We start from the raw sequence: 12,759 nt of genomic DNA, 5'->3' as shown, positions 1-12,759 counted from the left end.
CGGAACACGATCGGTCACGTCCGCGACCCGACTCGCCGCGTGACCACAGACCCCCATGGAAAAGGAGTTCGACCCCTACCTGCGAATCGACGACGTGACCGTCGATCGCAGCGACGCGGCGATGCTTCGTGCGATCGACGATTGCGGCTCGCTGTCCGGTGCGGCCGAGGCGCTCGAGCGCTCGTATCCGCGTCTCCAGCAGCGCGTGGTGGCGCTCGAGGAGGCGATCGGGCCCCTGGTCGAGCGCACCCGCGGCGGGGCGGACGGGGGCGGCAGTTCCCTGACGGAGGCCGCCTGGGGCCTCCTCGAGCGGTTCGATCGGTTGGTCGCAGCCTACGAGGGCGTCGCTCGGGTCGACGAGACGGTCTTTTCGGGACCGGTCGTCGACCGGGACGGCGAACTCGCGACCGTCGAGACCGCGGTCGGGACGATCCTCGCGGTCGTCCCCGCCGACACCCGGACCGCCGGGGTGACGATTCGATCCGACGCCGTCAGCCTTCACTCCCCCAGCGACGCGCCGCCGGCCGGGGGAACCAGCGTGCGAAACCGTTTCCCCGGGACCGTCACCTGGCTCGAGGCCGGCGACGCCGTCGCTCGAGTGGGGATCGCGCTCGAAAACGGATCGAATCCCGACGGCGAAGCGGTCCCGGAACTCGTGGCGCTGGTCACTCGTCGGAGCGTCGAGGCACTGGGACTCGAGGCCGGCCGGTCGATCGTCGCCTCGGTGAAGGCGACGGCGGCCCGCGGCGTTGCGATCGAGGCCCACGACGGACGCGACGTCGACGGGTGACCGTCAGTTTCGACTCGGTCGTGGGCCGATCGTCCGTCGAACGCTCGCGCGACTGCGCACGCGCAGAGATCCCACTGCTCCAGGCAGCGCTGTGGGCCCAACCAGCGCTGTGACGATTCCGTGCCCGTCGCTGAGGCGCTATACGCCACCGGGAGCGTCCCGCTCGAGGGACGGCGATCGGGTCAGATCGCCCGCCGGCGGGGCACAGTTCTTTCTCGCGGCGGGCCATACGTGCGAGCATGTACGATTCCATTCTGGTCGCGACCGACGGGAGCGAGACCGCCGAGACGGCGGTAACACACGGTCTCGAACTCGCGAAGCGATTCGACGCGGCCCTGTACGGGATCACTGTCGTCGACGTCCGGACCGCCTACGACACGGGGATCGTCGATCCCGACGAGGTCGAACAACACCTCCGGGAGCAGGCAGCGGACTGGCTCGCGGACCTCGAGGCGGCGGCAGCGGATGCCGACCTGGCCGTCGAGACGACGATTCGGACCGGTGTCCCCCACGAAGAGATACTCGAGTACGCCGCCGAGACGGACATCGACGTCATCGTCGTCGGCGCTCGCGGCCGGTCGTCGTTCAGAGGCGCCCTGCTCGGGAGTACGGTGGACCGGGTCGTCAGGGTCGCAGATCGCACGGTTCTGGTCGTCGGGGACGCGAGCGGATCGTCTTCCGGGGCGAACTGAGAACGGCGGTCGGGACGCGGCCGTCAGGAACCGACGGAGAACCGAGCGGAACCGCGGGAAGAGCGGGCACGGAACGACGGACGATACCGGCGGAAACTGCCAGTGCGGAGTGACGGACGATACCGGCGGAAACTGCCGATACGGACGGCAGGCTGGTGGTGGAGGGAGAACACTTACCTTCGCTGTCGTGTGAGCTAGCCGTATGTCACTCCTCGTACCCTTCGACGGCTCGGAGTTGGCGACGCAAGCACTGGAACGGGCGTCGACGTTCGGCGACCTCCTCGACGAGGAGGTCGTCGTGGCGACCGTCGTTCCGGACGACGCCGGGTACGCGCGGGACCGAGGCTGGATCACCGAGGGCGAACCGTTCGATCCGGAAGCGATCGCCGAGGGAATGCAGCGTCGCGCCAGCGAGGTCGCGCCCGCGGCGACCGTTCGAGTCGAGCGAGTGAGTTCGGAAGAGCCGACTGCGACCTCGACGACGAACGTCGTCCGCGAGATCCGGCGGATCGCCGGCGAAATAGACGCGTCGGTCGTCTTCATCGGCTCGGAAAACGCCGGGTCGGTCATCGCACCCCAGTCGAGCGTCGGGAGCCCCGTCGCGAACGATCAGCGCTACGACGTCTACGTGGTTCGGGAACCTGACGACGACGTCGACCCGGCGGAGCTGACCGATATCGACTCGACGCAAAATGAGCTCTAACGGTCCAAGCGACCGGCGCGATCAGTCGAGGTGGACGGGGACGGCTCACCTCGCGGCGCAGACGGTACTCACGAATCGCACACGGCACGGCGATTTGGAGGAACGTTTATTCCGTTGACCGACTACGGTTCGCACGAAATATGGACGATCGGAACGGGTGGGACCGAGATACCACACGGTCGACGGGGTCCACCCACAGCCCGCCACAGTCGTTCGTCGAGCAGGCGAACGTGAGTGATGCGGGCATCTACGAGGCGTTCGCGGACAACTGGCCGACGTGCTGGAGACGAGCAGCCGACCTCCTCTCGTGGGACGACGAGTACGAAACCGTCCTCGAGGACACGGACCCGCCCTTTTACCGGTGGTTCCCCGACGGTCGGCTGAACGCCGCGTACAACTGTCTGGATCGCCACCTCGAGGCGGGCCGGAAGAACCACGCCGCGATCCGCTGGGAGGGAAAGCAAGGCGAGCGCCGGACCTACACCTATCGGGATCTGTACGTCGAGGTGAACGAATTCGCGGCAGCCCTGCGGGAACTCGGCGTCGAGGAAGACGACGTCGTTACGGTCTACCTGCCGATGATCCCGGAACTGCCGATCGCGATGCTGGCCTGCGCGCGCATCGGCGCACCGCACAGCGTCGTGTTCGCCGGGCTCTCCGCCGACGCGCTCGCGACCCGAATGGAAGCCGCCGACAGCGAGTATCTCGTCACCTGCGACGGCTATTACCGCCGCGGGGACGCCTTCAACCAGAAGAGCAAGGCCGACAACGCCCGAATCGGCCTCGAGCAGGACGTCCGAACGGTCGTCGTCGATCGGCTCGGCGACGACCTGCCTCACGTCCTCGGCGAGGACGAGTGGGACTACCACGAGCTTCGCGACGAGTTCGCGGGCGAAACCGTCGAGCCGGTCTCCCGCGAGGCGGAGGACATGCTGTTTCTGATGTACACGTCGGGGACGACGGGCGAACCGAAGGGCGTCGTCCACGCGACCGGCGGCTATCTCGCCCACGTTGCGTGGACGAGTCATGCCGTACTCGACGTAAAGCCCGCCGACACGTACTGGTGTGCCGCCGACATCGGCTGGATCACCGGCCACTCCTACATCGTGTACGGTCCGCTCGCGCTCGGGACGACGACCGTGATGTACGAAGGAACGCCGGACTACCCGGACCGCGATCGGCTCTGGGAGATCGTCGACCGGAACGCAGTCGACATCTTCTACACCGCGCCGACGGCCATCCGCGCGTTCATGAAGTGGGGCGCCGAGTATCCCGACCAGCACGACCTCTCGAGTCTCCGTTTGCTCGGGACGGTCGGCGAGCCGATCAGTCCCCGTCCCTGGAACTGGTACCGCGATACCGTCGGCGGCGGCGACTGCCCCGTGGTCGATACCTGGTGGCAGACCGAGACCGGGGCGGTGACGATCTCGACGCTGCCGGGGATCGACGACATGAAGCCCGGGTCCGCCGGTCCGGCCCTGCCGGGAATCGACGTTCAGATAGTCGACCAGGCTGGCGAGGAAGTCGCGCCGGGGGAGGCAGGGTACCTCACCATCACCCGGCCGTGGCCGGGCATGGCCAGAACGCTGTACGACAACGACGAGCGGTTCGTCGCGGAGTACTGGCAGCGGTTCTCCGATCCCGATACCGGTGAGTGGCGCTATTTCAGCGGCGACACGGCTCGGATCGACGAGAACGGGTACATCTCCGTCCTCGGTCGAGTCGACGACGTGATTACCGTCTCCGGCCACCGCCTGGGAACGATGGAAATCGAGAGTGCGATCGCCGACATCGACGGCATCGCCGAGGCAGCGGTCGTCGGTCGCTCGAGCGAGACCGGCGACACCGAAATATACGCGTACGTGAGTACGGAGCGCAGCCGCGAGGCAAACGCGGCCGTTCGACGAGCTATTTTCGAAAACATCGAGTCGGCGATCGGACCGGTCGCGAGACCCGAAGCGGTGGTCTTCACGCCCGAACTCCCCAAGACGCGCTCGGGGAAGATCATGCGTCGCCTCCTCGAGGACGTCGCCAACGGGGAGGAACTCGGCGATACGAGCGCGCTCCGGAATCCCGAAATCGTCGGCGAAATCCAGGCCGAGATCGAAGGCGAGGCCGGCGGACGACGGAGCTGATTTCGCTCGATCAAGTAATGCGAAATGAACCGTCCGCCACTATTCGGGGTTCAAACCGAGGAATTCTAACGGAGCGCGCACGGAGGCGATACAGTTATGTTCGCGTCTCCAGAACGAGCGAACCATGAGCCTCGAGGGGGCCGACGCGTCGGCGCTGACGCAGCGGGAGTACCAATCGTTGCTCGACGCCGCCGAAACCTACCGGGAGGCGCTGGTGCTTCGGCTCTGTGGGGACGTGGGGCTCAGACCACCCGAACTAACGCGACTCACGATCGGCCACGTAGAGCAGGTTCGCATCGATCCGCCCCGATACCTGGTACGGGTTCCGGACGGTGACGGCGGACGAGACCGGACGGCGTATCTGCCGACCCGCGTCGAACGGGAACTCCGGCGATACGCCCGTAGCAACGACCTCTCGCTCGACGACCCGATTTTCACCGTTACGCCCCGTCGACTCCAGATGCTCGTCTCTGACGTCGCCGACCGGACGAGCGATCTGTTCGACGACCCGAATCTCGCCGACGTCTCCACCAGCGATCTCCGACAGTACTTCGCTCACAGAGCGCTGGTCGACCACGACGTCAACCCCCGCGTCGTGAAGGCGTCGGGTGGGTGGCGGAGCTTCGAAGCCCTCGAGTCCTACCTCGCGGACCCGACGGATACCGAGATCGTCGAGGCCTTCGACGCCATCGAACGCCCCGCCGGACCCCGCTCCGGCGAACCGCGATCCGGTCCCGCGGTGAGCGACGATAGCGTCGTCCGGCTGTTGCTCGCCGCCAGTGACCGGTACGCGCTCGTGCGTCTCGATCCCGACGGTTACGTCGAACGGTGGAATCGAAGCGCGGCCGCGATGTTCGGCTATCGAGCGGGGGAAATCGTCGGCACGCACGTGTCTGCGTTTTATCCCGAGGACGAAGTGACCGAGGGTGAGTCAGAACGGGCCCTCTCGGCGGCCCTCGAAGAGTCCGGCGCCGAAACCGACGGCTGGCGCGTCCACAAGGACGGCTCGCTGTTTCGTGCGACCGAAGTCATTTCGCCGCTTCGCGACGACCGGGGCCGTCACCGCGGCTTCGCCGTCTTCGTGCGCGACGTCACGGCCGCACACGAAGAACTCGAGGCCACGCGCGAACGACGTGACGAACTCGCGGACCGGTACGCGGTCGCCCGGTGCCACCGAGACGTCACTCGCGCCGTGCTCGAATCGAGCGATCACGAGGAAATCGAGACGAAGACGTGTGCGGCGCTCGCCGACGGTCGGGCCTACGATTTCGCCTGGATCGACCGAGCGACGGTGGTGCATCAACGCCGGGAGCGGCGGGCGTCGAGCGGGATCGAGTCGGACGCTGTCGAGCAGGTGGTTCCCGACGAGTGGGCCGAGGGCGTCCCGTCCGTCGACGTCGATTCGCTCGAGGGAAACCCGACCGGTGACGGCGAGCCCCGTGCGGGAACCCCGACGACGGAGCGACCGATATCTGACGTCGCCGAACAGCGAGGCCGGGCAGTCACCGTCACGGAGGACGTCACGGCGACGATCGACGGCGACGAGTTCGAGGGGACCCTCGCACGGGCGCCCCTGGCCTACGGTGATACCGTCTACGGGACGTTCTCGGTCGCGACCGACCGCCGTGGGGCGTTCGAAGACGACGAGCGCGAGTGGCTCCGGACGATCGGCAACCAGATCGGCTACGCCATCGCGGCCGTTCGCCGTCGGAACCTCCTGCTGTCGGATCGAGTAACCGAACTCGAGGTCACCTGTCGCGACGATCGTTCCTTCTTCGTCGCGGCCTCGCGCCAACTCGACTGCCGGTTCGAACTCGATTCGCTGGTCCCGCTCGGAGAGTCGACGCAACTCTACTACGTGCGTCTCGAGGGGGCGTCGCCGGCGGACGTCTTCGAACTGGCCGAAGACGATCCGGGAATCGTGGACTGCCGGCTCGTCGAGACCGACGAGGACGGCTGGCGCGTCGAGTTCGTCATCGAGGGCTCCTGTCCGGTCGTTACACTCAGCGAGTACGGCGTTACGGTCCACGAGGCAGTTTTCGAAGACGGTGTGGCGACCATCGTCGGTGACTGCGCGGCCGACGCCGACCTCCGGACCATCGTCGACGGCCTCCGCGCCGCCTTCCCCGACTCGAAACTGGTCGGGAAACGCGACGTCGAACGGGCCGTCCAGACCGCACGCGAATTCCGCGAAGGGCTCGAGGATCGGTTGACCGACCGCCAGGAGGCGGCGCTCCGGGCGGCCTACTTCGGCGGCTACTACGACTGGCCGCGGGAGAGTACGGCCGAAGAGGTCGCCGACGCGATGGGGGTTTCATCGCCGACGTTGCACAATCACTTGCGAAAGGGCCAACACGAATTACTTCGAACGTTCTTCGACGAACCGGACGGCTAGCTCACGGTGACGACGCGAGCGGTAGCGACACGGTTCTCACAGCGACGGGTGCCTCACAGCCACACGGCGGTTACGGCACTCGCGAGTCGCGGCGAGCGCGCACCCGACGCCCGCCGTGTGCCGAGCGTGGACGATCGAGCGGCGACGGAGACCGTTCCGGCGGACTGCCCCGATACTAGGTCTCTAGAACGTTCCGATGGATTACCTCGATACTAGGTCTCTAGATGCCCCGTTCCATCCTCTTCGCCATGTGATAGGAACGGGCTCGGCCGAGTAGTAATCAATACTATTATTATTTAATTTTATATATTTGGGTTCGGAATATTTCCGTATCAAGTTCGAATAGAGTCACGATCTGCGAGGAAAAGCCGCGAGAATCGGATCGATTTTGCACAGCTAGAGGCTGCCTTTACTATGATCGTTGTTGACTGATGGTGTGTACCATGTCACAGGACGACGCCAGTCTCGAGGCGCGACTCGAAGAACAGGAGGCCTTCGAACCTCCCGAGTCGTTCGTCGAGCAGGCAAACGTCACCGATCCGGGCATCTACGACGAGTTCGAGGAGAATTGGCCGGAGTGTTGGGAGCGTGCCGCCGATCTCCTCTCGTGGGATCAAGCGTACGATACCGTCCTCGAGGACGGAAACGCACCGTTCTACGAGTGGTTCACCGGCGGGAGGATCAACGCATCGTACAACTGTCTCGACCGGCACGTAGAGGACGGCGCCGGCGACAGTACCGCGATCGAATGGGAGGGTGAACTCGGCGAAACGCGAACGTACAGTTACGCGGAGTTGCTGGACGAGGTCGAGGACTTCGCCGCGACGCTGCGCGATCTCGGCGTCGAGGAAGACGACGTCGTCACGCTGTACATGCCGATGATCCCGGAACTGCCGATCGCGATGCTCGCCTGCGCCCGCATCGGCGCACCGCACAGCGTCGTGTTCGCCGGCTTCTCGGCCGACGCGCTCGCGACGCGGATGAACTCGGCGGAGAGCGAGTATCTGGTCACCTGCGACGGGTACTATCGCCGCGGCGACGCGCTCGATCACATCTCCAAGACGAACGAGGGCCTCGAGGGCGTCGACCACGAGGTGTCGGACGTCGTGGTCGTCGATCGGCTCGGCGACGACTTGGAGCACGATCTCGCGGACAACCAGCACGACTACGACGAACTGGTGGCCGCCCACGAGGGCTCGTCGGTTGAGCCCGTCCCGCGGGACGCCGAGGACATGCTGTTCCTGATGTACACGTCGGGGACGACCGGCCAGCCGAAGGGAGTCAAACACACGACCGGCGGCTACCTGGCCTACACAGCCTGGACGAGCCACGCCGTCCTGGACATCGAGGCCGACGACACGTACTGGTGTTCGGCCGACATCGGCTGGATCACCGGCCACTCCTACATCGTCTACGGACCGATGGCGCTCGGGACGACGACGGTGATGTACGAGGGGACGCCCGACTACCCGGATAAGGACCGGCTGTGGGAGATCGTCGAGAGAAACGACGTCGACATCTTCTACACCGCGCCGACGGCCATCCGCGCGTTCATGAAGTGGGGCTCGGAGTATCCCGACCAGCACGACCTCTCGAGTCTCCGCTTGCTCGGGACGGTCGGCGAGCCGATCAACCCGCGCGCCTGGAAGTGGTATTACACGCACATCGGCGACGAGGAGTGTCCCATCGTCGACACCTGGTGGCAGACGGAAACCGGCGGCATGATGATCACGACGCTGCCGGGGATCAACATCATGAAGCCGGGTTCGGCCGGTCCGCCGTTGCCGGGTATCGACGCCCGCGTCGTCGACGCGCAGGGTGAAGAAGTCGAGGCCGGGCAGGCCGGCTACGTCACGGTCGACAACCCGTGGCCCGGCATGCTCCGGACGCTGTACAACAACGACGAGCGGTTCATCGACGAGTATTGGCAGGAGTACTCCGACGAGGAGGCCGACGAGTGGGTCTACTTCCCCGAGGACGGCGCGAAGATCGACGACGACGGGTACATCACCATCCTCGGACGGGTCGACGACGTGATCAACGTCTCCGGCCACCGCCTCGGGACGATGGAGATCGAGTCGGCCGTCGTCGGTGTCGAAGGGGTCGCCGAAGCCGCCGTCGTCGGCGGCGAACACGAGGTCAAAGGCGAAGCCGTCTACGTCTACGCCATCCCCGAAGATGGCTACGAGCCGACCGACGACCTCCAACAGCGCGTCGTCGACGGCGTCCTCGACTCCATCGGGCCGATCGCGAAACCGGAGGGCGTGATCTTTACGCCCGAACTCCCCAAGACGCGATCGGGCAAGATCATGCGCCGCCTGCTCGAGGACATCGCGAGCGGGAACGACCTCGGTAACACGTCGACGCTGCGCAACCCCGAGGTCGTCGACGATATCGCAGATCAAGTATCGAGCGACTGACCATCATTCGATTTTCGAAGTCACACGAACCAACGCACACGATTCACGATAACATGCCAGATAATAACAACCACAATTCGACCGAGAAACGGACCGCAACCGACGGTGGTGTCGCCGGCCAACCCGGCCAGGCCCACCGAGATACGGACTATCTCAACGCGGAAGTAAACCTCTTGAAGCCGAGTACGCTGTTCATGCGCGATCACCTGCGCGTGGTCTGGACGGGCTTTGCGATCTGGTTCGTCATCGTTTTCGGGCCGGTGACGCTGACGCGCTTTGCGCCCGGACTCATGACGAGTCAAGTTCCGGGGATCGGCTTCCCGCTGCACTACTTCCTCGTCGCGTTCGCCGCGCCGACCGGCGCGCTGATTCTTTCGTTCTGGTACGCGCGAAAGCGTGACGCACTGGATCGAAAGTACGGTATCGAGCACACGACCGCCGAAGAAACCGGTCGCGGCGGGGAAACCGCCGTGACCGACGGCGGAGAGCGGACCGAGGGAGGTGACGACGAATGATTGGGGCCGCAAGCGTCGTGTTGCAGAGCGGACTCCTCCCGGAGGGCCTGAACGTCTCGTTCAAAATCGCGCCGGCCATCCTGGTTCTCGGGATGTTGCTTCTGTTCCTCGCGATCGGGTTCGTCTTCCGCGTCGCGGATACCGAGGACATGTGGGTCGCCGGTCGATCCATCGGGAACGTCGAGAACGGGATGGCGATCGGTGCCAACTGGATGTCCGCCGCGTCCTATCTCGGGATGGCGGCGCTGATCGCCCTGTCGGGCTTTTACGGCCTGGCGTTCGTCGTCGGCTGGACGACGGGGTATTTCATCCTCCTGATCTTCATGGCGGCGCAACTCCGCCGGTTCGGGAAGTACACCGCACCGGACTTCGTCGGCGACCGATTCAACTCCGATGCGGCACGCGCGATCGCGGCGATCACCACGTTCCTCATCGGGTTCGTCTACTCGATCGGGCAGGCTCGCGGCATGGGTCTGGTCGGTCTCTACATCTTCGGCGACATCGGGCTGCCGGGGCTGACCGGCTACCAGTCGATGGTCGTGTTCATGATGGCCATCACGGTCGGCTATCTCACCATCTCGGGCATGCTGGGCGCGACCAAGAACATGGCCGTGCAGTACGTCATCCTCATCTCCGCGTTCATCCTCGGTCTCTACGTCGTCGGCTTCACGCAAGGGTACTCGACGCTGCTTCCCCAGCTCGAGTACGGGACGTTGATCAGCCAGCTCGGCGCCGAGTTCAGCGAACCCTTCACCAGCGGGAGCTACTACCTGTGGATCGCGACGTGTTTCTCGTTGATCGTCGGAACGTGTGGGCTCCCGCACGTGCTGGTTCGATTCTACACGGTCGAAAGCGAGCGGACCGCCCGATGGTCCACGGTCTGGGGGCTGTTCTTCATCTGCCTTCTGTACTGGAGCGCCCCCGCGTTCGCCGCGTTCGGCACCGACCTCTTCTCGGAGAACATCGGTGCGGTCTACGGCGACCCCGGAATGAGCAGCGCCGCCGGTGACGTGATCGTCGTCCTCGCGGCGCAGTTGGCGGAACTGCCGCAGTGGTTCGTCGGCCTCGTCGCGGCCGGCGGCATCGCCGCGGCGATCGCCACGGTTGCCGGCCTGTTCATCGCCGGGTCGTCGGCGATCTCGCACGACATCTACACGAACATCGTCAACCCCGACGCGACCCAGCGCCAGCAGGTGCTGGTCGGTCGCCTGAGCATCGTCCTCCTGGGTCTGCTGACCACGCTCGCCGCGTTGAACCCCGCGGCACCCATCGCCGCGCTCGTGTCCTACGCGTTCTCGCTCGCCGGTTCCGTGCTGTTCCCGATGTTCTTCCTCGGCATGTGGTGGGAGAACACGAACCGCGAGGGGGCCCTCGCCGGCATGCTCACCGGGCTTACCATCTGGACGATTCCGATGATCAACGAAGTGCTGCCGACGTACGTGGGCGCCGAAGGACCGTTCGTTCCGGTACTCGCCCAGTGGGTGCCGGCGATCGGCTCCGCCCTGATCGCGGTCCCGATCGTCTTCGCCGTTACCATCGTCGTCTCGATGATGACGGACGAACCGGACCTCGAGACCAAACAGATCGTCCGCCAGTGTCACAGCCCCGAACCGATGACTCGCCAGCAGACCGCCGAAGACGTCGTTACCGACGGGGGCCAGACCCCCTCGGATGACTGACAATGTACGAACACATACTCGTTCCCACGGACGGCAGCGAAACGGCCGAGGCGGCCGTCGACCACGCGATCGATCTCGCCGATCAGTACGGGGCGACCGTTCATGCCCTGTACGTGGTCGATACGGATTCGATGAGTCTCACCCTCGGCGGCGAACAACTCGACCGCATCGAACAGGGCCGATACGGTGAGATGGAAGAGGTACGCGAGCACGCCGATCAGGCGACCGGCTACGTCGCCGACCGCGCCGAGGAACGCGGCCTCGAGACCGTCGAGCACGTTTCGGCGGGCAAACCCCACTCGCTAATCGCGAACTACATCGAGGACAGCGATATCGATCTCGTCGTGATGGGATCGCACGGCCGCTCGGGGATCAGACGAGCGCTGCTCGGCAGCGTCACCGAACGGACGCTCCGATCGACCCACGTGCCGGTTCTCGTGGTCGACGTCGAGAACGACTGATCGGTCGCCGCCGACGGTTCGAATTTTTCGCGACAGTCGTCCGTCGAGCGCCAGCCCGGTCGACGAGCGGTGCTGGGCTACTGTTCTTGCTGGGCGGTCGCGAGTTTGAAGCTCCAGATGAGTCCGAAATACGCGGCGATTCCCGCGAGCATGAACATGTAATACGCCCAGGTCGGGCCGTCGAGGACGCGGAAGACGAGATCGACCGTCGTCACCCAGACGACCGCGAACGCCAGATCGGTCAGTATCCCCCACCGCTCCTCGCGTGCGGTCTTGAGCCACTCGCGAACTCCCGTCATCGAACCGTCACCCGGCTCCTGAGATCGGCCATTGTGTGGGTCTTTCGCAGGGGCTTGAAAAAGCCTGTCGGAGGCGCCCTGGGTCGCACACTCGAGCGCGTTTCGTCACGTTTCCCGACCGCTTACTCGTCCCAGTAGGCCGTCTCGTCGTCGATGTTGTAGTAGCCGTGGACGGTCCGTTCGTCGCGGCCGCCCGGTGGCGAACCGACGAAGACGCCGAATTTGTCCATCTCTGGGTAGACGGTGACGTCCGGCTCGTTCATCGTCGACATCGCCAGATACCGAAGCGCCTCGTCGCCGTCGTTGACGATCCGGTGACCGCCGCTCTCGGCGGCCGGCAGGGTCACGTAGTCGCCCGCCGAAAGCGCCTCGAGACCGTCCTCGGTTTCGAGTTTCCCGTCGCCCGAGAGCACGTAGATCGCCTCCTCGTTCGCCGTGTGATAGTGATAGGGCCACGACCGCATTCCCGGCGGAAGTTCGTAGAGGCTGCACCCGAGGTCCGCGGCGTCGACGGCACTCGAGAGTTCCTTTCGGCGGAATGCTGTCTCCTCGCGGTCGTACTCCGTCCACTCGACTGCCGATTCGTTCGTCTTCTTCATACGGTGTCTCGTTCGCCTCGAGTGATTATGGTTCGGTACCGTTTCACTCGGGAACCGGCGGAAAGCGAAAC

At 65.2% G+C, this 12,759-nt stretch carries 11 protein-coding genes; 9 read left to right on the top strand and 2 right to left on the bottom strand.

From position 1 onward, the window contains the following. Positions 1 to 55 precede the first annotated feature (55 nt). From NJT13_RS18375 to NJT13_RS18335, 9 genes are all read left to right on the top strand, one after another. The gene (locus tag NJT13_RS18375) at positions 56 to 790 is read left to right on the top strand and encodes a TOBE domain-containing protein (RefSeq protein WP_254523263.1); all 735 of its coding nucleotides are present in this window, start codon (positions 56 to 58) and stop codon (positions 788 to 790) included. A gap of 239 nt (positions 791 to 1,029) precedes the next feature. Then, on the top strand, positions 1,030 to 1,482 hold the full coding sequence (locus NJT13_RS18370) for a universal stress protein (RefSeq protein WP_254523262.1): 453 nt from the start codon (positions 1,030 to 1,032) through the stop codon (positions 1,480 to 1,482). A gap of 202 nt (positions 1,483 to 1,684) precedes the next feature. Further along, positions 1,685 to 2,185 carry a universal stress protein gene (locus tag NJT13_RS18365; RefSeq protein WP_254523261.1) on the top strand — a complete coding sequence of 167 codons (501 nt, stop codon included), beginning with the start codon at positions 1,685 to 1,687 and terminating at the stop codon, positions 2,183 to 2,185. Between the two features lie 140 nt (positions 2,186 to 2,325). Further along, positions 2,326 to 4,320 carry an acetate--CoA ligase gene (gene acs / locus NJT13_RS18360; RefSeq protein WP_254523260.1) on the top strand — a complete coding sequence of 665 codons (1,995 nt, stop codon included), beginning with the start codon at positions 2,326 to 2,328 and terminating at the stop codon, positions 4,318 to 4,320. A gap of 124 nt (positions 4,321 to 4,444) precedes the next feature. Next, entirely contained in the window at positions 4,445 to 6,715 is a 2,271-nt protein-coding gene (locus NJT13_RS18355) for a bacterio-opsin activator domain-containing protein (protein WP_254523259.1), read from the top strand. 443 nt (positions 6,716 to 7,158) lie between these two features. Further along, positions 7,159 to 9,135 carry an acetate--CoA ligase gene (gene acs, locus NJT13_RS18350; protein ID WP_254523258.1) on the top strand — a complete coding sequence of 659 codons (1,977 nt, stop codon included), beginning with the start codon at positions 7,159 to 7,161 and terminating at the stop codon, positions 9,133 to 9,135. A gap of 53 nt (positions 9,136 to 9,188) precedes the next feature. Beyond that, complete coding sequence (locus NJT13_RS18345; protein ID WP_254523257.1) at positions 9,189 to 9,650, top strand: DUF4212 domain-containing protein; 462 nt, start codon at positions 9,189 to 9,191, stop codon at positions 9,648 to 9,650. Further along, entirely contained in the window at positions 9,647 to 11,329 is a 1,683-nt protein-coding gene (locus NJT13_RS18340; RefSeq protein WP_254523256.1) for a VC_2705 family sodium/solute symporter, read from the top strand. Before NJT13_RS18345 ends, NJT13_RS18340 begins: the two co-directional genes overlap by 4 nt. Before the next feature lie 2 nt (positions 11,330 to 11,331). Continuing rightward, complete coding sequence (locus tag NJT13_RS18335; protein ID WP_254523255.1) at positions 11,332 to 11,790, top strand: universal stress protein; 459 nt, start codon at positions 11,332 to 11,334, stop codon at positions 11,788 to 11,790. Between the two features lie 77 nt (positions 11,791 to 11,867). Here NJT13_RS18335 and NJT13_RS18330 read toward each other — a convergent pair whose 3' ends face one another. Then, entirely contained in the window at positions 11,868 to 12,089 is a 222-nt protein-coding gene (locus tag NJT13_RS18330; protein WP_254523254.1) for a DUF8119 family protein, read from the bottom strand. A gap of 122 nt (positions 12,090 to 12,211) precedes the next feature. Then, the gene (locus NJT13_RS18325; RefSeq protein WP_254523253.1) at positions 12,212 to 12,688 is read right to left on the bottom strand and encodes a cupin domain-containing protein; all 477 of its coding nucleotides are present in this window, start codon (positions 12,686 to 12,688) and stop codon (positions 12,212 to 12,214) included. Positions 12,689 to 12,759 lie beyond the last annotated feature (71 nt).

The organism is Natrinema caseinilyticum (assembly GCF_024227435.1).
GTDB lineage: Archaea > Halobacteriota > Halobacteria > Halobacteriales > Natrialbaceae > Natrinema > Natrinema caseinilyticum.
The sequence above is the reverse complement of the archived record's forward strand: the minus strand, read 5'-3'. Positions and strand labels throughout refer to the sequence as shown.

What these genes read in the sequence shown, in the direction of transcription:
- NJT13_RS18325 (WP_254523253.1), bottom strand. Translation starts at nt 12,688, where the DNA reads ATGAAGAAGACGAACGAATCGGCAGTCGAGTGGACGGAGTACGACCGC.
- acs (WP_254523258.1), top strand. Translation starts at nt 7,159, where the DNA reads ATGTCACAGGACGACGCCAGTCTCGAGGCGCGACTCGAAGAACAGGAG.
- NJT13_RS18355 (WP_254523259.1), top strand. Translation starts at nt 4,445, where the DNA reads ATGAGCCTCGAGGGGGCCGACGCGTCGGCGCTGACGCAGCGGGAGTAC.
- NJT13_RS18340 (WP_254523256.1), top strand. Translation starts at nt 9,647, where the DNA reads ATGATTGGGGCCGCAAGCGTCGTGTTGCAGAGCGGACTCCTCCCGGAG.
- NJT13_RS18375 (WP_254523263.1), top strand. Translation starts at nt 56, where the DNA reads ATGGAAAAGGAGTTCGACCCCTACCTGCGAATCGACGACGTGACCGTC.
- NJT13_RS18370 (WP_254523262.1), top strand. Translation starts at nt 1,030, where the DNA reads ATGTACGATTCCATTCTGGTCGCGACCGACGGGAGCGAGACCGCCGAG.
- NJT13_RS18365 (WP_254523261.1), top strand. Translation starts at nt 1,685, where the DNA reads ATGTCACTCCTCGTACCCTTCGACGGCTCGGAGTTGGCGACGCAAGCA.
- NJT13_RS18335 (WP_254523255.1), top strand. Translation starts at nt 11,332, where the DNA reads ATGTACGAACACATACTCGTTCCCACGGACGGCAGCGAAACGGCCGAG.
- acs (WP_254523260.1), top strand. Translation starts at nt 2,326, where the DNA reads ATGGACGATCGGAACGGGTGGGACCGAGATACCACACGGTCGACGGGG.
- NJT13_RS18330 (WP_254523254.1), bottom strand. Translation starts at nt 12,089, where the DNA reads ATGACGGGAGTTCGCGAGTGGCTCAAGACCGCACGCGAGGAGCGGTGG.
- NJT13_RS18345 (WP_254523257.1), top strand. Translation starts at nt 9,189, where the DNA reads ATGCCAGATAATAACAACCACAATTCGACCGAGAAACGGACCGCAACC.